This window comes from Bradyrhizobium sp. B117 (assembly GCF_038969555.1).
Taxonomy (GTDB): domain Bacteria; phylum Pseudomonadota; class Alphaproteobacteria; order Rhizobiales; family Xanthobacteraceae; genus Bradyrhizobium.
In genome coordinates this window covers 9502284-9521881 of record NZ_CP152414.1, presented here as the reverse complement: position 1 = coordinate 9521881, position 19598 = coordinate 9502284, and the positions used below count along the sequence as shown (strand labels likewise).

The 19598-nt window shown below is 63.9% G+C and carries 20 protein-coding genes and 1 tRNA gene; 13 read left to right on the top strand and 8 right to left on the bottom strand.

Annotated elements, in window-relative coordinates:
- Positions 1-15 precede the first annotated feature (15 nt).
- Positions 16-1080: an acyl-CoA dehydrogenase family protein gene (locus AAFG16_RS45215; RefSeq protein WP_342735662.1), complete on the bottom strand. Its 1065-nt coding sequence runs from the start codon at positions 1078-1080 to the stop codon at positions 16-18.
- A 245-nt stretch (positions 1081-1325) separates the two neighbouring features.
- Between AAFG16_RS45215 and AAFG16_RS45210 the strand changes: the two genes are divergently transcribed.
- Positions 1326-2111 (top strand): SDR family oxidoreductase, encoded by a 786-nt coding sequence (locus AAFG16_RS45210; protein WP_283082613.1) that lies wholly within the window; start codon positions 1326-1328, stop codon positions 2109-2111.
- Between the two features lie 145 nt (positions 2112-2256).
- Here the strand turns inward: AAFG16_RS45210 and AAFG16_RS45205 are convergent, their stop codons facing one another.
- Both AAFG16_RS45205 and AAFG16_RS45200 read right to left on the bottom strand, forming a co-directional pair.
- Complete coding sequence (locus AAFG16_RS45205) at positions 2257-2529, bottom strand: GlsB/YeaQ/YmgE family stress response membrane protein (protein WP_063692953.1); 273 nt, start codon at positions 2527-2529, stop codon at positions 2257-2259.
- A gap of 119 nt (positions 2530-2648) precedes the next feature.
- Positions 2649-3251 carry a YidB family protein gene (locus AAFG16_RS45200; protein ID WP_342735658.1) on the bottom strand — a complete coding sequence of 201 codons (603 nt, stop codon included), beginning with the start codon at positions 3249-3251 and terminating at the stop codon, positions 2649-2651.
- Positions 3252-3419: 168 nt separating this feature from the next.
- On the opposite strand from AAFG16_RS45200, the gene AAFG16_RS45195 reads away from it, so the two are divergent.
- Together AAFG16_RS45195 and AAFG16_RS45190 are read left to right on the top strand one after the other, a co-directional pair.
- A complete protein-coding gene (locus tag AAFG16_RS45195) occupies positions 3420-4427 on the top strand; it encodes a 2-dehydropantoate 2-reductase (RefSeq protein WP_342735656.1) in 1008 nt (335 codons plus the stop codon).
- A 17-nt stretch (positions 4428-4444) separates the two neighbouring features.
- Entirely contained in the window at positions 4445-4651 is a 207-nt protein-coding gene (locus tag AAFG16_RS45190; protein ID WP_283082610.1) for a hypothetical protein, read from the top strand.
- Positions 4652-4766: 115 nt separating this feature from the next.
- Here the strand turns inward: AAFG16_RS45190 and AAFG16_RS45185 are convergent, their stop codons facing one another.
- On the bottom strand, positions 4767-5387 hold the full coding sequence (locus AAFG16_RS45185; protein WP_342735654.1) for a hypothetical protein: 621 nt from the start codon (positions 5385-5387) through the stop codon (positions 4767-4769).
- 243 nt (positions 5388-5630) lie between these two features.
- On the opposite strand from AAFG16_RS45185, the gene AAFG16_RS45180 reads away from it, so the two are divergent.
- The 4 genes from AAFG16_RS45180 to AAFG16_RS45165 are packed head-to-tail and all read left to right on the top strand — an operon-like array spanning position 5631 to position 9217.
- Complete coding sequence (locus AAFG16_RS45180; protein ID WP_342735652.1) at positions 5631-7148, top strand: AMP-binding protein; 1518 nt, start codon at positions 5631-5633, stop codon at positions 7146-7148.
- A 26-nt stretch (positions 7149-7174) separates the two neighbouring features.
- Complete coding sequence (locus tag AAFG16_RS45175) at positions 7175-7813, top strand: RraA family protein (protein ID WP_283082607.1); 639 nt, start codon at positions 7175-7177, stop codon at positions 7811-7813.
- A 26-nt stretch (positions 7814-7839) separates the two neighbouring features.
- Positions 7840-8211 (top strand): cupin domain-containing protein, encoded by a 372-nt coding sequence (locus AAFG16_RS45170; protein WP_283082606.1) that lies wholly within the window; start codon positions 7840-7842, stop codon positions 8209-8211.
- 49 nt (positions 8212-8260) lie between these two features.
- Positions 8261-9217: a tripartite tricarboxylate transporter substrate-binding protein gene (locus AAFG16_RS45165; RefSeq protein WP_283082605.1), complete on the top strand. Its 957-nt coding sequence runs from the start codon at positions 8261-8263 to the stop codon at positions 9215-9217.
- A 38-nt stretch (positions 9218-9255) separates the two neighbouring features.
- Here the strand turns inward: AAFG16_RS45165 and AAFG16_RS45160 are convergent, their stop codons facing one another.
- Positions 9256-9834 carry an adenylate/guanylate cyclase domain-containing protein gene (locus AAFG16_RS45160; protein ID WP_342735649.1) on the bottom strand — a complete coding sequence of 193 codons (579 nt, stop codon included), beginning with the start codon at positions 9832-9834 and terminating at the stop codon, positions 9256-9258.
- 454 nt (positions 9835-10288) lie between these two features.
- Here AAFG16_RS45160 and AAFG16_RS45155 point away from each other — a divergent pair, with 454 nt between their 5' ends.
- Complete coding sequence (locus AAFG16_RS45155) at positions 10289-11524, top strand: YcaO-like family protein (protein ID WP_342735647.1); 1236 nt, start codon at positions 10289-10291, stop codon at positions 11522-11524.
- A gap of 94 nt (positions 11525-11618) precedes the next feature.
- A complete protein-coding gene (locus AAFG16_RS45150) occupies positions 11619-13658 on the top strand; it encodes a BTAD domain-containing putative transcriptional regulator (RefSeq protein ID WP_342735645.1) in 2040 nt (679 codons plus the stop codon).
- A 9-nt stretch (positions 13659-13667) separates the two neighbouring features.
- Here AAFG16_RS45150 and AAFG16_RS45145 read toward each other — a convergent pair whose 3' ends face one another.
- Positions 13668-14168, bottom strand: coding sequence for a hypothetical protein (locus AAFG16_RS45145; RefSeq protein ID WP_283082601.1), 501 nt, complete (start codon positions 14166-14168; stop codon positions 13668-13670).
- A 29-nt stretch (positions 14169-14197) separates the two neighbouring features.
- The gene (locus AAFG16_RS45140; RefSeq protein ID WP_342735643.1) at positions 14198-15718 is read right to left on the bottom strand and encodes a peroxidase family protein; all 1521 of its coding nucleotides are present in this window, start codon (positions 15716-15718) and stop codon (positions 14198-14200) included.
- 458 nt (positions 15719-16176) lie between these two features.
- On the opposite strand from AAFG16_RS45140, the gene AAFG16_RS45135 reads away from it, so the two are divergent.
- From AAFG16_RS45135 to AAFG16_RS45125, 3 genes are all read left to right on the top strand, one after another.
- Positions 16177-16575 (top strand): hypothetical protein, encoded by a 399-nt coding sequence (locus AAFG16_RS45135; protein ID WP_342735641.1) that lies wholly within the window; start codon positions 16177-16179, stop codon positions 16573-16575.
- A 231-nt stretch (positions 16576-16806) separates the two neighbouring features.
- Positions 16807-16883 (top strand) — tRNA-Arg (locus tag AAFG16_RS45130).
- 331 nt (positions 16884-17214) lie between these two features.
- Positions 17215-18354: an amidohydrolase/deacetylase family metallohydrolase gene (locus AAFG16_RS45125; protein ID WP_283087112.1), complete on the top strand. Its 1140-nt coding sequence runs from the start codon at positions 17215-17217 to the stop codon at positions 18352-18354.
- Positions 18355-18389: 35 nt separating this feature from the next.
- Here the strand turns inward: AAFG16_RS45125 and AAFG16_RS45120 are convergent, their stop codons facing one another.
- Positions 18390-19091 (bottom strand): hypothetical protein, encoded by a 702-nt coding sequence (locus AAFG16_RS45120; RefSeq protein ID WP_342735639.1) that lies wholly within the window; start codon positions 19089-19091, stop codon positions 18390-18392.
- Positions 19092-19226: 135 nt separating this feature from the next.
- On the opposite strand from AAFG16_RS45120, the gene AAFG16_RS45115 reads away from it, so the two are divergent.
- Positions 19227-19553, top strand: coding sequence for a hypothetical protein (locus AAFG16_RS45115; RefSeq protein WP_342735637.1), 327 nt, complete (start codon positions 19227-19229; stop codon positions 19551-19553).
- The last annotated feature ends 45 nt before the right edge of the window (positions 19554-19598 follow it).

Genomic DNA, 19598 nt, shown 5'->3' with positions numbered 1-19598 from the left:
GTGTTCTCTCTCCGATCAGCGCGACGCCACGAGCGGCCACAATTCGTCGGCGCCGCGACTGGCGACCAGCTTGCCGAGTTCGACGGCCCAGTGGCTTTCCGAGCCGAAATCGTCGCGCCAGGCCAGCGCGCGCAGCGAATAGCGGTGCAGGATGTGCTCCATGGTGAAACCGATCGCGCCATGAACCTGATGCGCGATGCCGCCGCCTTTCTCTGCAGCTTCCGCGCAGCGGATCTTTGCCGAGGCGGCTTCGAGATAGACCTCGTCGTTGAACGACTTTGCGTTCGCGATGGCATCGGCGGCCGAGGTCGCGGCCGCGAGCGCCGCGGCGGATTCGCCGGCAAGGCGCGCGAGATTGTGCTGCACTGCCTGGAATTTCGAGATCTTCTTCTCGAAGGCGACGCGTTCGTTGGAATAGCGCACGGAGATGTCGAGCATCGATTCCAGCGCGCCTGCGATCTGCAGGCTGCGCGTGACGCCGCCCATCAGCATCAGATGGGTCTGGTCCAAGCCCTTCGGCGCGGCCTTGATGGTGACCGGCTGGACCCTGTCGAGCGTCACGGTATCGCTGTGGTCATAGCCGACATTGAGCCCGGATTCGATCCGTGCCTTGCTCGCATCGACCAGCGCGATCGAGACGCCGTCCTTGCCGTGCGCCAGCACCGCAAAATGTTTCGCGGCCTTGGCAAAGGGCACGCCGCGGCTGCGGCCGGAGAGCGCGCCGTCGGCATCGATCGTGATGCGATCCTTCGGGCTTGCCGGCAGCACCGTCATCTCGCCCTCGGGCGAGGTGATCTTCGCCTGCGCTAGCAGCCAGCCTGCCAGCATGGTTTCGGCCAGGGGAACCGCGACCGCGAAACGGCCGGCGGCGTTCAGCAAGGCAAAACCGTCGGCAAGGCTCGCGCCCGAGCCGCCGAGATCGTCGGGCGCCCAGGACAGCGGCAGGCCGGCTTCGCTCAGCGCCTGCCACAGCGGCGCCTGCCAGGAATTTGTCTTGTCGTTGTTGATGGTTTGCGGATCGGCGAGATCGGCGAAGATTTTCTCCGCGGTCTCGACGACGATATTGTCACTCTCCGCCACAGCGTTCCCCGTGTTTTGCCATTGGCGCATCCGCCCCATGGGACGGCGCGCAATGTCTTCTTGCGCCCGATGATCGGAAAAAGCCATGGCCCTGACAAGCGTTGATCGCAGGTCAACCCGCGGCGCGGGCATGGGCGATCAGCTAATTCCGCTTAGCGGAGTTTGCTCGATTTGCAGGGCGCGGCAAACTCGCTAAACAGGGCCAACGAAGGCTTGCATCTCAGATACAGGGGAAGGACATCCGGATGGCTCAAGACAGTCTGTACGCAATCGTGACGGGATCGGCCTCCGGCCTTGGCGCTGCGACCGCGGAAATTCTCGCGCGGAGCGGGGCGCGACTCGTCATCAACTATTCGTCGAGCCAGAAGGAAGCCGAGGCAACTGCGGAAGTGTGCCGCAAGGCCGGCGCCGCCGAAGTTCTGGTCGCGCAGGGCGACGTCTCGAAGGACGAGGATTGCCGCAAGATCGTTGCGGCAGCCAGCGGCTGGGGCCGGCTCGACATCCTCGTCAACAATGCCGGCATCACCAAGCATGTCGCCCATGCCGATCTCGACGGCTTGTCGGCCGAGGACTTCCAGCGGCTCTACGGCGTCAACACCATCGGCCCGTTCCAGATGGTGCGCGCGGCACGCAGCCTGCTCGAAGCCGGCGCGAAGGCGTCAGGTCGCCCGTCGGCGGTGGTGAACGTGTCCTCGGTCGCCGGCATCAGCGGCGTCGGTTCGTCGATCGCCTATGCCGCGAGCAAGGGCGCGCTCAACACCATGACGTTGTCGCTATCGCGCGCGCTGGCGCCGCTGATCCGCGTCAACACGGTCTGCCCCGGCTATATCGATACGCCCTGGTTCACCAAGGGCCGCGGCGAGGCCGGCGCCAAGCAGGTGCGCGACAGCGTGATCGCGAAGGTGCCGCTGAAGGTCGCATCAAGCGCCGAGGATATCGCGCAGCTCGTCTGCTTCCTGGCGATGCCGGCCTCCAGCAACATGACCGGCGAGGTCGTGCGCATGGATGCGGGGATGCATTTGATTACGTGATGGGTGACGCGCTCTATCCACGTCATGGCCGGGCTTGACCCGGCCATCCACGTGTCGCCGCGCGGGTCAAAAAGACGTGGATGCCCGGGTCAAGCCCGGGCATGACGATGAGGAGGCAGGGTGCCGCCCTCAGCGCGAAGAAGCGCTACCCTTTTATCACGCCGCTCGCGACCAGCCGGTGCCAGATGAACAGCACCACCACCGCGCCGATCGTGGCCATGATGAAGCCGGCGCCCTGGTCCGGGCTGTAATGGCCGATGGCCTGGCCGATGAAGGTGGCGAGAAACGCGCCGGCAATGCCGAGGATGGTGGTGAGGATGAAGCCGCTCGGGTTATTCGGTCCCGGCGCCAGCCAGCGCGCGATGAGGCCGGCAATGAAGCCGACGATGATGATCCACAACAGGCCGCCGAAACTCATGACATTGCTCCCCTTCGTGAAGGTGTAGAGAGCATGATCCGGACCCCGGAAGGCTGCCTTCGCAAAGTGTGCGGCGGCTTTCCGAAAAGACCATGCTCAAACCAGGCAGACCAGTTCGATTAAATTCTGCCCGATAGCTCGTTTTCGGTCGGCAGCCGTCCGTCCGGCGTCAGATGGTCGACTACCTTCGGCAGGTACTGGCTGAGGCCGGAGAGCAGCTCATCGCGTGACAGGCCGCTCTGGGCGGACAGGCTCTCGATCTGGTCGGCGCCGAGCGCGCTCGCGAGATCGCCGGGCGCGATCGCCTTGTTCTCGCCCTTGCCGACCCAGGAATTCGCAGCCTCGCCGTGGCCGCCCTGCTGGAGCTGGTTGAGGAGATCGCCAAGCCCGCCGCTGAGCACGGTGCCGGCAGCGCCGCCCGCGAGCAGGCCGCCGAGGCCGCCCTTGAGCAGGTCGCTGAGACCGCCGCCATCGCCGGGGCCACCAGGAAGCGCGCTGCTGCCGGTATTCACCGGCGTCGGAGGCGGCAGGGGCGAGCGCTGCTGCGATGCCGGCGCTGCGTCGGGCTGGCCTGCCGTCAGATGCTTGAAGGCCTTCCAGGCGAGCAGGCCAAGCAGCGCCATGGTCATCGGCGACATGCCGCCGGAGGATTGCTCGGAGCTTGGCGTGCTCTGGCCGCGGGGGCCGTTCTGCATGCCGTTGAGGACATCGAGTAGACCCATGGTGCTCTCCTTTGGCGTCTCGTTCGGCGAGCTTTCGCCGCTGACAACCCCCCGGGGCGAAAACATATGAGGCTCTCATGACGGTTACAAGGCGGATGCATCGCAACCAATGGGCAGGCGCCGTTGCCTCTGCTATCGAGGGCGGGTCGTTAAGGGGAGCAAGATCTGGTGGTTACGGATCGACCGATCGTGGTGGCCGGCGCAGGCGCCATCGGCTGTTTCGTCGGCGGCATGCTGGCCGCGTCAAGCCGCCGCGTCGCGCTGCTGGTGCGGCCGCGGGTGAAGACCGAGATCGAGCGATTCGGCCTGCGGCTGACCGATTTCGACGGCTCCGAGAAAAGGCTCGGTGCCGGCCAGCTCGCGTTGTCGGAAGACCCCGCCATCTTGCACAGCGCCGGCATCGTGCTGGTGACGGTGAAGAGCGCCGACAGCGCCGATGTGGCCGACCAGATCGCCCGGCATGCGCCGCAGGACGCGGTGATCGTCTCGCTTCAGAACGGGATCGGCAATGTCGCTGTGCTGCGCGAGCGCCTCGGTGGCCGGCGCGTGCTCGCCGGCATGGTGCCGTTCAATGTGATCGCGATGGGCGATGGGCGTTTTCACCGTTCGACCTCCGGCGACATCCATATCGGAGAGGATGAGGCGAACACCGCCGCGGCGCTCTCGGTGCCCGGTCTTGCGATGCACGCCAGCGGTGACATCACCGGCGTGCAATGGGGCAAGCTGATCATCAACCTGAACAACGCGCTCAGCGCATTGTCCGATATGCCGCTCGCCGCACAGCTGGCGAACCGCGACTGGCGGAGGCTGTTCGCCGACCAGATGGCCGAAGGCTTGGCGGCGCTGAAGGCCGCCGGCATCACGCCGGTGTCGTCAACACCGATCCCGATGAGCTGGACGCCGGCCTTGCTGCGACTGCCCGACCTGATCTTCAACGCAATCCTCGGACGCACGATGAAGATCGATCCCGAGGCGCGCTCCTCAATGTGGCAGGATCTGAAGCAGGGCCGCAAGACCGAGATCGACTATCTCCAGGGCGCGGTCATCGCGCTCGCCGAGCAAAACCGTGTCGAGGTGCCGCTGATGCGCCGCATTGTTGCGCTGATCAGAGATGCGGAAGCCGCAGGTAACGGCCCGCCGCGGCTGACGCCGCAGCAGATCCGCGGGACGGCCTGAGCGCGAGGAGGTGTGCGATGAAGCGTTGCTTGATGATCGGGCTTGCGCTCGCCGCACTCTGCGGCGCATCGACGCTCGCCCATGCCAGGCCGCCGACAGTCGTGAACTCGCCCGGCTATGACCGGCGGTTGCAGGAGAGCAGGTCGCAATTGGGCAGTCCAACACCGCCCGCGACTACGCCGGTCGTCGTACCGAAGCGTACCAAGAAGAAGCGTCCGAGCTGAGGTGACGCTCCCGTAGGGTGGGCAAAGCGAAGCGTGCCCACCTTCTATCTCGTCAGAACGTGGTGGGCACGGCGCGCAAAGCGCGCCTTTGCCCACCCTACGAGTCAGTGCAAGCTCACCCCTTCTTCGCCGGCTTGCTCGGGGCCGGATTGAACAGCTTCTTCAGTTCGTTCAAGCTTTCCGACAGGCGTGGCCATTCGCAGGAGAACGAGCCCTTGGTGCAGGGTGCGCCCTTTCGCTGGCCGACGGCCTGCTGAACCTTCGGCCGCTCGACCGGGACAGGCACGCGCTCGACCTCGGTGCGCAGCGCGACCCGCTGGAGCTGTTGTACCTGTTGCTCCTGCTGCTCGCGCTGCTGACGCGCGGTGGCTTGCGCGGCCTCGTTGCTGCGGCGCTGGTTGGCGAGATAGGCGGTGTAGGATTCGTCGATCTTCTTCTGCTCTTCCGGCGTTGGATTGGGGCCGGCGATGTCGAAGGTGCGGTCCTGAAGGAAGTCGTAGTAGGAATAACCGCCGCCCGGCTTGCGGCGACCGGCGAATTTGGCGTTGCAGTCGGCGAGCTGGGCCGTCTTCTCGGTCTTGGTTGCAGCCCTCTCGGCGGCGTCGGCGCATTCCTCGAAATCGACCGGTGCGCGCTTCCACCATTGCGCTTGGACATGCGACGGGGTCAGCAGAGAAAATCCTGCTGCGGCAACGAGAAGCGGCGCCACCCGACGCGATGCAACTAGAACTGACATTCTACGAGAGCATTCCTTACACGACTCAACCCGAACCGAGTCGAGCCGGATTTTTGCCCCTTTATCGCCGGCTTGTCACCCATGGAACTCGGGAATTTCATGGCTGTAATGCTGACATTTTTTGCTTGACGTGGCCTCGAAGTTACAGCGCCGTATCGGCTTGCTGTTACAGTTCATGCCGCGAGGCGCCTCGTCATGGGGCGACGCCAAGAACAAGACGCCAAGAAGAAGTGGAAACGCCCGATGCTGCTGCCCCTGTCCGACGTGCCGCGCTGGTACGCTGAACGCAAACCGCAAGGCACGATCGCCGTCCAGCATGGACAAGATAGGCTGACATGGGACGAGCTCGAGCGCGGCGCCAACCGGCGCGCGCGGGCGTTCGCAGCCAAGGGTGTCAAGCCCGGCGATTTCGTCGCCATCGGCTTGCCGAACGGCAACGCGTTCTTCGAGACGTCCTTCGCGGTATGGAAGTGCGGGGCGACGCCGACCTCGCTGTCGTGGCGGCTGCCGCGCGGCGAGGCGGCCGCGGTGCTCGACATCTTGAAACCGGCGCTGGTGGTCGGCGGCGAGGCCGACTGGAATGCCCCGAACCGCCTGCCTGCGGACTTCATGCCCGAGGGATTTTCGGACGAGCCACTTAGCGCGCCGGTGGCGCGCTACTGGAAGGCCATGACCTCCGGCGGCTCGACCGGCCGTCCCAAGGTGATCCTCGATCATCAACCGGCCGTCACCGACACCGTCGCAACGCCGCCGCTCAACATTCCCTTTGGGGTCTCGCTGCTCAACCCCGGTCCGCTCTATCACAACGCGCCGTTCATCGTGTCGCATTACGCGCTATTCGTCGGCGGCAAGCTCACTGGCCTGACCAAGTTCGACGCCGAGGAGACGCTGCGCCAGATCGCGCGCGAGCGCGTGCAGTGGGTCAATTTCGTGCCGACCATGATGCACCGGGTTTGGGCGCTGCCGGAGCATGTGCGCAATGCATACGACGTGTCGAGCCTGCAGACCGTGTTTCACATGGCAGCACCCATGCCGCCCTGGCTGAAAGAGAACTGGATCGCCTGGCTCGGGCCCGAGCGGATCTGGGAGCTCTATGGCGGCACCGAGCGGCAAGGGTCCTGCATCATCTCAGGCACGGAATGGCTGACGCACAAGGGCTCGGTCGGCAAGATCGGCGAGATGGCGAAGCTGCGCATCATCGGCGAGGACGGCAACGACGTCGCGCCCGGGGAGACCGGCGAGATCTACTTCCTCAACAATGACGGCAAGGACGCGACCTATCATTATCTCGGTGCCGAGCCGAAGCGACGCAGCGATGGCTGGGAGTCGCTCGGCGACATCGGCCGGCTGGATGCGGAAGGCTATCTCTATCTCGGCGACCGTCTCGCCGACATGGTGCTGCGTGGCGGTGCCAACATCTATCCGGCGGAGGTGGAGGCCGCGGTCTCCGAGTGTCCGGGCGTGCGCTCCTGCGTGGTGGTGGGATTGCCCGATCCGGAATTGGGCCAGCGCGTGCACGCCATCATCGAGCCGGAGCCCGATGCCGATGGACAGGCCATCGCGGACGGCATGGCGGATTTCCTGAAGGACCGGCTCAGCCGCTACAAGCACCCTGAAAGCTTCGAGATCGTCAGCGCCCCGCCGCGCGATGATTCAGGCAAGGTTCGCAGAACGTTGTTGCGCGACGAGCGCGCGGCGTGGATGAAGGAGGGACGCGCCTTCCGGATCATGCCGGCAAAGGCGCGGGTGCAAGCCGAATAAGAAAATTCACGAAAGGACTCTTTGACATGACGATCACCATCGCAGCGAACAGCGTGCCGAAGCCGCCGGCCGAGATCATCGAGGGCTTTCGCGGTGCGCCGACCTCGGTCATCTCGGACAATCTAGCCCGGCTGCCGGGCGCGGTGGGGCTGAAGCCTTATCATCGCGGCGGCAAGCTGGTGGGCACGGCCTTCACGGTGCGCACCCGGCCCGGCGACAATCTCGCCATCCACCGTGCGCTGGAGCTGGTCGGTCCCGGCGACGTCATCGTGGTCGACGGCGGCGGCGACGAGACGCGGGCGCTGGTCGGCGAGATCATGAAGAACATCGCGCAGTGGCGCAAAGCCGAAGGCTACGTCATCGACGGCGCGATCCGCGATGTCGCGGCTTTCGCGGCCGACGATTTCCCCTGCTACGCCCGCGCGGTGATCCATCGCGGCCCCTACAAGAACGGTCCCGGCGAGATCAACGTGCCCGTGACGATCGGCGGCAGCGTGATCTCGCCCGGCGACATCGTGGTCGGCGACGAGGACGGCGTGGTGTCGTTCCCTGCCGCCGGCGCGGCTGCGCTGCTTGATGCCGTGCGCGCCCAGGTCGCGCGCGAGGAAGAGACCATGAAGGCGATCCGCGAGGGCCGCTACCAGGGCTCCTATGGCAAAACCTGATCAGAGAAGAAAAAAGGGAAAATGACGTGAGCCAGAAGGACGAATTCCACAACATCGATAATCCCGAGGATGGCCTGTTCCGCGAGCTCGCCGCCGGCGTGACCACGCGCATCTTCTCCGGCGAGCAGGCGATGCTGTCGGTGGTGACGCTGGCCCCGCATGCGCAAGGTTCGCTGCATCATCATCCCGAGGAGCAATGGGGCGTGCTGCTCGACGGGTCCGCGATCCGCGTCCAGGGCGATGAGGAAATTCCGGTGAAGAAGGGCGACTTCTGGCGCACGCCCGGCAACGTGCCGCACACCATGCGGGCCGGCCCCGATGGCGCCCGCGTGCTGGACATTTTTAGTCCGCCTCGGCCAGAATACAGAAAACCAGGATCCGGCTTCGGCACGACCTGAGCGCTCAAAAGCAAAAAAGCAAAGCGCAAGAAACAAAAGGGAGGGGACCATGACGATCACACGACGGGCGCTGCTGGCCGCGCCCGCCATTCTTGCGATGGCACCGGCAAGCGCACAGGCCTCGAAAATCACGCTGGTGGTGCCGTTCCCACCGGGCGGCTCGACCGATGCCATGGCGCGGCTGCTCCAGAGCAATCTGCAGACAAAGCTGGGCCGCATCGTCGTCGTCGAGAACAAGTCGGGTGCCGCCGGTGCGCTCGGCGCGGCGCAGGTCGCCAAGAGCCCAGCCGACGGCTCGACGTTCCTGGTCACGTTCGACTCGCATGCGGTGATCCCGTCCATCCTCGACAAGCCGCCGGTCGATGTCGAGCGCGAGCTGATGCCGGTGCTGTTGGTCGGCACCGCGCCTTACGTGATCGCGGCCGGCGCCGGCCGTCCCTACAAGAGCTTTGCCGACGTGGTCGCCGCCTGCAAGGCGACGCCCGGCGCGGTGAAATACGCTTCCGTCGGCATCGGCACGCTCGGCCATCTCGCCATGACCGTGCTCGGCAACAAGGCTGGTGTCGAGATCATGCACGTGCCCTATCGCGGCGGCGGCCCTGCGATGAACGACGTGCTCGGCGGCCATGTCGACCTGATCGCGGGATCGGTGGCGTTGGTCGCGGCCCAGCTCGGTACCAATATGCTGCGTCCGATCCTCCAGCTCGGCCGCGAGCGGCTGCCGGCGCTGCCGGACACGCCGACCGCGATCGAGGCCGGCTTTCCCGATTTCGAGACGCTGGCCTGGTGGGGCATCTTCGCGCCGACCGGCACGCCGCCCGACATTGTCTCCGCGTTTGCGACCGCGTCCAAGGAGATCCTCAGCGAGCCCGCGACCGCCGCCCAGCTCAAGGAGACCCAGCAGATGACGCTGCTGCTCCAGGACGGTCCTGCCTTCAAGACCTTCTTCGACAAGCAGGTTGCCTATTGGGGCAAGGTGGTGAAGGACAACAATATCAGGGCGTGAGGGCGCGCATGGTCCAAATGGGTGCGCGCAGCTGGTCTTTATGACATTCGCATGTCGCGCACGATCCTGTTGCTCCCCCTGTCGGAGGCGGCGGAGCGCATGACGCGCTGGACCGAACGCCGAAGCGGCTGAGATCCTTTCAACTGCTTCGTCTTCGTTCGAGGCTCGACGGCATCATCCTCGAAGCTGCATTGAAAGACGCGCACGGGGCGTTCCATGTTGTGAAAATATTGCTCCCCGACGTCATCGAGTTGCATGGTGAGGACACTCTCGACGCGGGTTGCGATTTCGTCGGTCATCGCGATCCCGCCTGCCGGTGCGATTGATTGCAGACGCGCGGCCACATTGACGTCGTGGCCATAGATATCCTCGGCGTCGGCCAGGATTGGTCCGCAACTCAAGCCCATTCGAAAGATGATCTGGTTGTCCTTGGCGGCACCTCGGCCGCGCTCGATCATCCCCTTCTGGATGTCGACGGCACAGCAGGTCGCATCAATTGCGGTCTCGAATTCGGCCAGGATTCCGTCGCCGGTCGATTTGAAGAATCGAGCGCCGTACTCCTCGAGCTTCGGGTCGAGCAGCTCACGTCGATGAGATTTGTACAGAAAATAGGCCAATTCCGCGTCCAGGATCGTCAGCCGCGAATAGCCGACGATGTCGACCGCGAGGACCGCGCCCCACCTGCGTTCGAGTGCCGGCAGATCCCGTCGACCGCTGCGACCCGGTGTCTCCGTCATCGCAATGCGCGATTCTGTCAACGTTCTCAACTTCATGGTGCGCCTCCTGATTGGTGTTGCGACCAATCGTCTGCGTCGGATGCAGGCACCTTAAGCAGGCAGGCGTCATTGCAGCGTGACCTGCCACGAGAGACGGGGTGATCCCGGGATGCAGTCAGAATTGCCATTCAGCACGATTTTTCACGCTCGTTTGACGAACTCGCTTGTTTTCAGCGGTCAGATTGAGGTTGTGGGATGCGATGAGGACACGCGCACTTGGGCGGGTTGTTTGGCTTGCGTGCGTCTTAAGCTAGTATGGTGGTGCGAATGACCGAAAACTGGCCGGGATCGATCCATGAATCTCGCCGCCCTGGATTTGCGTTCCCAATCTGACGCCAAGCTGCTGGACAGCATCGCTGGTCTCGCATCCGCCGAGCTCGTCGCGCTTACGGCGCGTCTGAGCCGCGCGTTCTCGATCGCATCGCCCTTTGCCCCGGGCTTTCACTGCATCGGTGGCGAGATCGTCATCGTCCCCGATCCGGCCGCGACGGCTGGCGCGGGGGCGCGACTAAGCGTCACAGGAAACGGCGAGACGCAAGCGACAGCGCTGGTGTCATGTCTGGGTGAGGCAGCCGAGTATCTTTCCCAGTTCGAACGGCCGGGTGACATTGCGGCCACGGTCGCCGCGAGCGATCGGACGCGCTTTGTCTCCGACGGCTGGATTGGCCAGGCCGTGTCAGGCGCGAACCGAACCATCGACTGCGTCAACGCGGTTGACGCTGCAACCGGAGAAGCCGGACTCTTGCCGGCCGATCTCTGCTTGAGGCGCCCGCAGGAGCGAAGGGCGATCGACCCGGTCGTCGCATTGTCGTCAGGTGCAGCCGCGGGACCGAGCTTCGAAGCCGCCGCGCTGCGCGCAGTCCTGGAGCTCTGCGAGCGTGACGCGGCCGCGATGTGGTGGCTGGGCGGCCATCGCCCGAAGGGCTTTGCGTTGGAGCATCCCGTTACCAAAGCCGGGGCTGAATTGATCGGGCGATTGCGCAAGGGCGAGTCGACGCGGCGAACCATGGTACTCGACATCACGACCGATATCGGCATTCCCGTGGTTGCGGCCGTATCTCTGGCGCGCGACGGCCGGGAATTGGCATGTGGACTATCGTCAAGGCTCGCCGCGAACGACGCGGCAAGGGCTGCGGTGCTCGAGATGTGTCAGATGGAGCTGGCTGCACCGGTCGCAGCAACCAAGCGGGACGAGGCGGGCGATGCCGCATTGAATGAAGCGGATCGTCGCCATCTGCGTCGCGCAGCGTTCGCGGCAGAGGATTGCGCATTGCTTCAACCGCAGGCGATGTCGTCGGATGTTGCGAGCCTGCCGACGGCGGCTGACGGACTAAACGGGCTGGTGAGCCATCTGCGGGACCGAGGTATTCGGATCTTTCTTGTCGATCATACCCGGCACGACCTCGGCGTTGCCGTCGCAAGGGCCGTTTCGCCTGATTTGCAACCTTTTTCGGCAGCAGTTTCGACGAAGCGATTCTCCCGAGTGCGCGGGAGCTCGGCTCTTGCCGAGCAGGAGATCCCATTATTTTAGAAGCCAAGATATCGCTGGACGCCTGTTGGTTGCGTTTCGTAAGATTGGGTAAGCGTGGTTGACCATGACTCCGGCTATTGGTGGAGCGTCAGAGGTGGCAACGGGGATTCAGGAAGCGCTGGCGAGCGGTCAATTGGCCCTGCGCCTTCTTGGCGATTTCGCCGCCAAGGTCGACGAGCGAGAGATCTCACTCGCGACGCGCAAGGCCAAGGCGCTGACAGCCTATCTTGCTCTTTCAGACAACACGCAGGATACGCGCGAACGCCTGGTCGGGCTCTTATGGAGTGAGAGCGACGAAGAACATGCGCGGGCTTCGCTGCGGCAGGTCGTCCATGACCTCAGGCTTGCCTTCGACAATGCCGGCTTTGAGGGATTCCGGGCCGACAAGCAAAACCTGGCGCTCTCCCGCACCCGCCGCCGCTGCGACGTCGACGAGGTGCTTGCGGCTGCTGCGCAGGGCACGGTGCATCCGCGCCTGCTCGATACTCCGCGTATCACCGAGACCCTGCTGTCCGGTCTCGACAATCTCGATCCGGCCTTCCAGGTCTGGCTGCTGACCAAGCGCCAGCTGTTCCATGACAGATTGACGCTCGCGCTCGAGCGCTTGTTGCCCCGCGAGGGAGACTCTCGTGAAGCAACCGACGCGGCTTTGGCTCTGCTCAACCTCGATCCAACGCACGAAATCGCCTGCCAGCACCTCATTCGGACGCGCGCGGCGCGGGGCGACGTCGGCGGAGCCTTGAAGATCTATAAATCTCTCTGGGACCTTCTGGAGGCCGACTACGACATCGAGCCATCCAAGGAGACTCAAGAGCTGATCGTTCGCATCAAGCAGATGCCGGGTCCAGGCGAGCAACAGCAGGCCCCGGCGATTGCCCAGAGCCTGCACGGAGTGTCGCAAATGCTGGCCCCCGCCCCGAAGCGGCTGCTTATATCCGTCTGCGCGTTCCAGGCGAGCGGCGTGCCTGAGGGCATGCGCCACCTTGTCGACGGATTTCGTCACGAGTTCGTTGCCTGCCTCGCGCGTTTTCGCGAATGGTCGGTGCGGACATTGCCGCCAGTCTGGGAATCGGAGCCGAGAACCTGGTCGTCCCCGCCGGAATACATCGTCGAGGGCAGTACCTATGAGTTGAACGGCACGGTTCGGCTCGTCATCACCCTGCGCGATGCGGCCAATTCCGTCTGCATCTGGAGCGAGCGCCATTCGATCACGCTGACCGAGTGGTTCGAAACGCAGGAGCGGATCGTCCGCCAGATCGCGATGGCACTGAACATCCATGTCTCGGCCGAGCGGCTGCGTCGTCTTGCGGCCGGAGGCGAGATCACGCTGGAGATCCACGATCGGTGGTTGCGCGGCCAGGCCCTGCTGCTGCAAATGGCCTCGAAGGACTGGCCGGCGGCCGCCGCCTTGATCGAGAGCCTGCTCGCCGATGCGCCGGATTTCTCTCCCGCCTTGAGCGGCCTCGTTCAGTATCGCAACATCGCGCATATCGCGCTTCCAGGACAATTTCGCGATCGGGCCAAGCATCCCGAGACGCTGCGTATAGCGCAGCGTGCGATCCAGCTCGACCCGCTCGATTCGCGTGCGCAGCTGGCGCTCGCATGGACCTATCAGCTGCTCGGCCGCATGGACGAATCGACGCTGCACGCGGCGCTTGCGGTCGATTTGAACGAAAACGATCCCTGGACCTTGATGGCGTCGGGCCAGATCTGTGCGTATTGCGGCGAATACGAGCGTGCAGCGAAGCTCTCGGCCGCGTCGCTCCGGATCACGCCGGTCCCCACGGCGCCACAGATCGCTTATTCCGGTGCAATCAAGTTTCTATGCTCCGACTATGCCGGATGTTGCGATGCCTCCCGCGAGGATCTCGGGATGTCGCCGGCCTTCATCATATGGGAATGCGCGGCCAAGGCGCATCTCGGTCGCCTCGACGAGGCCAGGGCGGATCTGGCGAAGGCGATGGAGCGGGTTGCTGCAGATTGGCACGGCCAGCAGAAACCGACGCGCGAGAACATCACGCGCTGGCTGCTGCACGTCTTTCCGATCGCAATCCGTGCGGATTGGGAGCGCCTGGCCGCCGGTCTTGCTGCGGCCGGCGCCCCTGTCGAGGGTATTGAGTTCGGACCGTGGTGAGTACGGCCCTCAGCCGCAAGTGTTGATCGTGTATTCGCCGACCCGCTCGGCGTGGAGCCTCGCCTTCTGGCTCGGACTGCTCGTTTCTCCGGGCAGCGGCTTTGTGCCGTGGATGCGCTCGTAGAAGAGCGGCAACGGATAGGGCGGGCCGGCCAACTGCCGAGCTTCGGACTCCAAGATCCTCTCGCGGTGCGGGAGCTTCACGTAGTGCGTAGTTAGCGGAACGTCGATCATCACGAGGTCCAGTTTTTCGTCGCCGGTGACGTCTGCATTTTTTTCGCCGTCGTCGAAGAACAGCTGAACGCCGGCAGCCTGGGCCTGCGCGACGAACTCGCTGAAGGTCTTCGGCTTGGGAAACTCGTCCTTGGGGTCGACGTCAGTGGGAAACGGATCCTTGTCGGTGATCACATGCCGGACGTAGTTCTTGCCGGTGGACCAGGTCTTGACTAGCTTGCCCCAATTCTCGTGATTGCCTGGAATGTTTCTGACATTGATTCTCGGGTAGGCCATCGCTTCTCTCCTTTCACGCTACAGGGTTGTCATGCTTGGGTGACGCGCTGTCTGTCGTTGAGAAACCGCCGAACGGTCGTCAGGCTGATCTTTCGCTCCGGGCCCTCGATGTCCGCCAGGAATGCGAAGATGTTGGCTTGGCCGCTCCCGGTGTTGCCGAGCGTTGCCGCCGACAAGGACGCGAGCTCGATCTGCAACCCGCCTGCGGGATTGTCTGGCAGGAGCCGATCGGACTGCAAGACACCGCAGATCACGTCGGCCACGACGATCGAACCCAGGATGCCCAGGCGTTCGCCCTGGTTGCCGGAGTCGAGGCCTGCCTCGAAGCGGACGAACAGCGGGATCGGCGGATCCTTCGCGAGGGTCTCGATTTCCCTCGGCGAAAGTTTGTTGAAGGAGCCGAAGGTCGCGTCCGATCGCTTGGTCAGCCATTCGGAGATGCGCGCAGCCCATGGCCGCGAACCGATCTGTCCTGCCAGTAATTCAGACTTGTCGAGCAGCGCTCCGTGCGTGGTCCTGAGGCGGTCGACGAGAGGTCCGATCGACCAGGGCTGGATCGCAATGGAGCTCAAGAGGTCGCGCGCGATCAGATCGCCTTCGCCCGGGACCTCCTCCCCGATACCGACCTGAGACCACGGGCCGATCCGGATGCTGACGTTTCCGGCATGGGGGTCGCTGCTGAAAAACAGATCCCAATTCACCAGCCATGCGGTTTCCAGAGGAACGTCCGCGGGTGACTTGTCGGAGGTGCGCGCCAGGATCTGCTCGATGGTGAAGGCATTGCCCGGGCCGCTGTTGAAGCGATAGATCGGCCGGATCATGGAATGGCCGAAGCGGAAGAACCCGTTGGTGAATTCGAGAGGTGCCCGCCATTCGCCCCCGACGCGCCAGGGGAACGGTTTCTGATCGGTGTTGTAAGCCCGCCAGACGTCCTCATGCAGGATGCGCGGAAGCAGGTCCTGACGGATCAGATCGCGGTAGATCAGAACGCAGGCAGTCCGTGCGGTCGTGAACAGTCGTTGCGCGTCGGCGAACGGATTGTCCATCCGGGGCAGATTCCCCAGTTCATCCACGATGCAATTGTGCAGTTCGTGGAAGAGAACCAGGATCTGCGAGATGATCGCATGGGAATCGTTGCGGGGATCGGCGATCAGGGCTTCGGGATAGCTCGCCTTTCGGGCTAGCTCGGCGGCAGTGCTCGTCGTGCCGCGCGCGATGTCCTTTATTGGGCCGCGATGATCCTGATCGTTCTGATCGATCCGCGAATTGCCCAGCCGGAGCTTGCTGCGGAATGCGACCGGGGCGGCCTCATAGGCGTGCGGGCATTCGGTTGGTCCTCCGCCGTAAACGGTCTCGAGGCGTAACGGGGCGTTCCGTACGTTGCTGAGCCCGGCCGTCTGCCCGTCGCCGAGCGAGGTCGAGATCGCGCTGTGCACGAGGTCATGCGCGACCAGCTGCAGGAAATAGGTGTAGCCGCTCGGCAGGTTGGGATTTGGCTTCGCTTTGTTCTCGTCCGGATTGAATCGGATCAGATGCGCGAGCCTTTTCATCAGGCTCTCGGCCCGCGCCCAATGAACGGGGTTCGATGGGTCAAATCGGTCGCCGCCAAGCGTGAAGCGCTCTTCCTCCGCAGGCGTCGAGATGAAGTGGCAGAAGCCGCCGGGGTCTTGTCCGGACTCCCCCGAGAGTGGCTGAAAATGAGCGGTCCTGCGAAATTGCGTAGAAGAAATGGTCCCATGTGATGCCATGGCGTCCTCGCATCTACCTCGCCGATCTTAAGGATATGTCCCGTTATTTCACCGTGAAATGATCTTTCGTTATCGCGATGAGGCCCTTCACGATCCTCTCACACGCAAGCCCTATTCCGGCCAGCACGATGCAACAGCACCAAGAGGCAACGGTGGGCTACCTAGAGCTAGATATTTCGGCACCGGGACATCGCCCGGACAGTTTACCCGCCAGCCCCTGCAACCTCTCTCAATTCCAGCCAATCAGCGGGGGCAACGGAATGGTCGACTTCTCAATCCGAATGAAGAACAAACTTCGTTTCTCAACCTGCGACGCTCCGCACGTCCCGACAAGCAAAACTCACGAGGAGATCATTCTTGTCGAGCTGCGCGGTGACCTTCTGATGATCACCGCACTTGGCGCGGATGGCAGTCCCGGAAGTCGCGTCTATGCGCAGCGCACGATCGATCTGCCGGAGACGTCCCTCTTCATGATCCTCCCTGAACTGCCGTCCCACGTTCGGGACGGCGCTTTTTTTCCAGCGCTCGGCACCGTCGCGATATTGGAGCCGCCTCCAGGACAGCAGCGCCGGCTGCGTGCGGTTGGCACGGACAACAACAGCGGCCAATGTCACGGTTGGATTTTTGACGCAATCGAGGATGCGTCAAGCTCAAATTGACCGCATGGGGCGAGTCCGGCCGGCAACCGGGGCGGGTGCGCTGATCGGTCGCCTGGACGCGGCAGCTTCAGACGAGATGCCCCGGACAGCTGGCGTCCGGCGTGGTTCCCGGCCTCGCCGCCGCAAGCGTTCGCTTGATGTGCGGCTGCTCTTTCATTAGAGATTGGCATGTGAAGCGGCGAATTCGGAGCAAGATCTGACGCTCGCAGAATTCGCCAACAACTTCAACGCGGTCCCGTAGCTCAGCCGGATAGAGCGGCGGTTTCCTAAACCGTAGGTCGGATGTTCGAGTCATCCCGGGATCGCCATTCTCGTTTGATCGCCAGCGCACTTGTCTGTCGGCAACCGCGATCGGGCTGTCCTCACGTCAAGCCATGATCCGCGCAAAGCGCTTGCGGTATTCGGCGGGTGTCACGCCGACATGGCGCGCGAATGCGCGCCGCAAGGTGTCCGGGACCCAGGTTTGCAGAGGCGGCGGGAGATGGCGTTTCCAGGCCAATCTCTCGGATCGCCATTTTGGCACGGGACATCGTCCCTGTTTGCCAAGGACTCCGGCGTAAAAATTGCTAGAAGTGGCAGCCTTCCCCTCTTTCGGCTGACGGATGGTCAGCCGCCTCACTGCCACATCCGGAGACCATGATGCCTTTTGACCTGATCCTGCGCGGTGGGCGGGTGATCGACCCGTCCCAAAAGCTCGATGCCGTGACGGATGTCGCATTTTCAGGCGGCAAGGTCGCGGCGATCGGCAGCGGGCTCAAGGCGGATCCGGGCACCGATGTGCGCGACGTCTCGCGGTACATCGTCACGCCGGGACTGATCGATCTCCACACCCATGTCTATTGGGGCGGCACCTCGCTCGGCATCGATGCCGAGGAATTTTGCCGCCTCTCCGGCGTCACCACGGCGGTCGACACCGGCAGCGCCGGGCCGGGCAATTTCGCGGGCTTTCGCAAGCATGTGATCGAGCCGAGCCAGGTCCGCATCCTCGCTTATCTGCACGTCTCGCATGCCGGCATCTTCGGCTTCTCGCACCGGATCATGGTCGGCGAGAGCGAGGAGCTGCGGCTGATGAATCCGATCGAGGCGGCCAAGGTGGCCGATGCCAACCGCGATCTCATCGTCGGCATCAAGGTCCGCGTCGGCCTGCATTCCTCAGGCACATCAGGGGCGGTGCCGCTCGACATCGCGCTCGAGGTCGCCAACGAGGTCGGAATGCCGCTGATGGCGCATATCGATCATCCGCCGCCGAGCTATGAGGAGGTGCTGGCGCGCCTGCGTCCCGGCGACGTGCTCACCCATGCGTTCCGCCCGTTCCCCAACACGCCGGCGACGGCGCAGGGCACGGTGAAGAAGGCGGTGTTGGACGCGCGCGAGCGCGGCGTGCTGTTCGACATCGGCCACGGCAAGGGCTCGTTCGCGTTCAAGACCGCGCGTGCCATGCTCGCCAACGGCTTCTATCCGGACACCATCTCCTCCGACATCCACCAGCTCTGCATCGACGGCCCGGCCTTCGACCAGGTCACGACCATGTCGAAGTTCTTGTGCATGGGCATGGAGCTGTCGGATGTGGTCGCGGCCTCGACGGTGAACGCGGCGATGGCGTTGCGGCGGCCCGAGCTTGGCAGCCTCAAGCCGGGCAGCGTCGGCGATGCCACGCTGATCTCGGTGAAGCAGGGCCAGTTCGACTATGAGGACGTCGTCGGCGAGCACCTGATCGGTGACCGCAAGATCGTGTCCGAAGGCGTCGTCATCGGCGGCCGCTGGTGGCATCCGAACTGAACGGATCAGGCTTGCTCGCGAAGGGAGCCCTTCCGCTATTGTGCCGCGGTGGCTCTTCTGCGCTGCTCCGCCGTCAGGGCGTCAAGCTCCTTTCGGAATAGCTTGAGCAGTTGCTCGCTGACGGCCAGCAATGGACGCTGCATGGTCGTGAGATAGTCGAAAGTTCGTGAATTCCAGCTGCTTCGATGACGATTCCATGTCTCGATATCCGTCTTCCGCGAAGCGATGTCATTCTGGAACGAGACGATTGCTGATTTTCGCTCCTCCAGCAGGAACTCCAGGGTGGCCTCGTTCAGGTTCTTGAGCTGGTCCTCGGGCGGCTCGAAACGCGCGGCGAATTCCGCACTCAGGATTTCGCTGGGCTCCTTGAGACCGACCGAGGTAAGCGTCCTGCGCGTGTATTCGGCGCTGAAATCGTGCCGAACCAGCTCGTCATGGACGGCGTTGTCGAGCCCAGGCGACGAGACTCTCCTCAACACCTTCTCGAGCTCGAAGAAGCTCGGCACGCTGGCGCCGAGTGCTGCCAGCTCACGCTGGACCGGCGGGCTCCGCACGATCTTGATCTTCGTGCGCACTTCCCAGTGCGCCACCCGTTCGAAATGAGAGCCGTCGTCCAGATAATACATCAACGGCGTGTCTATCGTGATGGGCTCGAGCGCGAGCCTGGTGACGTCGCGCAGGACGTCCGACTTCAGGAGATCGCCGGGCGCGATTCTGTTTGGCTTCTTGCCGGGCAAGAGCGGGCAGCGCGCCTCGTCATAGGCTCGCGCGACCAGCTCCGAGCAAAACAGATCACCGCGCGTTGCCTTGCGGAGAGGAGCGATCCGCGTGCCGAGCGCTCCGGGCAGCGAATAGCCGCGCGAGAGATATTGGTGGCCGAAATGCGCGGCCAATTGAGCATGCTGTGGCCCGTTGACCACGTCGAGGTTGAGCCTGAGGAGCTTCACATTGGCTCTCGATCGCACGCCTGTCGCGCCGAGGGCGAATCGGCAGACGCCGGCGCCGACGGCTTCGATCATCAAGCCGGGCTCGATGCAAAGAGCGGCGTGGCTGAAGGGCGCCCGGGTCCCAGCCTGAATCGCATTGCTCTGGAATGTCGAGTGATCGAGGAGCTTCAGTGGGACTCTGGTCAGCAGGATGTCGCCGGGGCAAACGCGGCCTGCATTGAAGACGTAGACGGTTTCCAAACTGCCGCCTGAAGAGCTCTTGTCTGAGGACGCCTTGTGATCCGAGGGCGGCTTTTT

Excerpts from the sequence above, each read along its gene's own strand:
- AAFG16_RS45210 (WP_283082613.1), top strand. The coding sequence starts at position 1,326 with ATGGCTCAAGACAGTCTGTACGCAATCGTGACGGGATCGGCCTCCGGC.
- AAFG16_RS45205 (WP_063692953.1), bottom strand. The coding sequence starts at position 2,529 with ATGAGTTTCGGCGGCCTGTTGTGGATCATCATCGTCGGCTTCATTGCC.
- AAFG16_RS45200 (WP_342735658.1), bottom strand. The coding sequence starts at position 3,251 with ATGGGTCTACTCGATGTCCTCAACGGCATGCAGAACGGCCCCCGCGGC.
- AAFG16_RS45190 (WP_283082610.1), top strand. The coding sequence starts at position 4,445 with ATGAAGCGTTGCTTGATGATCGGGCTTGCGCTCGCCGCACTCTGCGGC.
- AAFG16_RS45185 (WP_342735654.1), bottom strand. The coding sequence starts at position 5,387 with ATGTCAGTTCTAGTTGCATCGCGTCGGGTGGCGCCGCTTCTCGTTGCC.
- AAFG16_RS45180 (WP_342735652.1), top strand. The coding sequence starts at position 5,631 with ATGCTGCTGCCCCTGTCCGACGTGCCGCGCTGGTACGCTGAACGCAAA.
- AAFG16_RS45175 (WP_283082607.1), top strand. The coding sequence starts at position 7,175 with ATGACGATCACCATCGCAGCGAACAGCGTGCCGAAGCCGCCGGCCGAG.
- AAFG16_RS45165 (WP_283082605.1), top strand. The coding sequence starts at position 8,261 with ATGACGATCACACGACGGGCGCTGCTGGCCGCGCCCGCCATTCTTGCG.
- AAFG16_RS45155 (WP_342735647.1), top strand. The coding sequence starts at position 10,289 with ATGAATCTCGCCGCCCTGGATTTGCGTTCCCAATCTGACGCCAAGCTG.
- AAFG16_RS45145 (WP_283082601.1), bottom strand. The coding sequence starts at position 14,168 with ATGGCCTACCCGAGAATCAATGTCAGAAACATTCCAGGCAATCACGAG.
- AAFG16_RS45140 (WP_342735643.1), bottom strand. The coding sequence starts at position 15,718 with ATGAAAAGGCTCGCGCATCTGATCCGATTCAATCCGGACGAGAACAAA.
- AAFG16_RS45135 (WP_342735641.1), top strand. The coding sequence starts at position 16,177 with ATGGTCGACTTCTCAATCCGAATGAAGAACAAACTTCGTTTCTCAACC.
- AAFG16_RS45125 (WP_283087112.1), top strand. The coding sequence starts at position 17,215 with ATGCCTTTTGACCTGATCCTGCGCGGTGGGCGGGTGATCGACCCGTCC.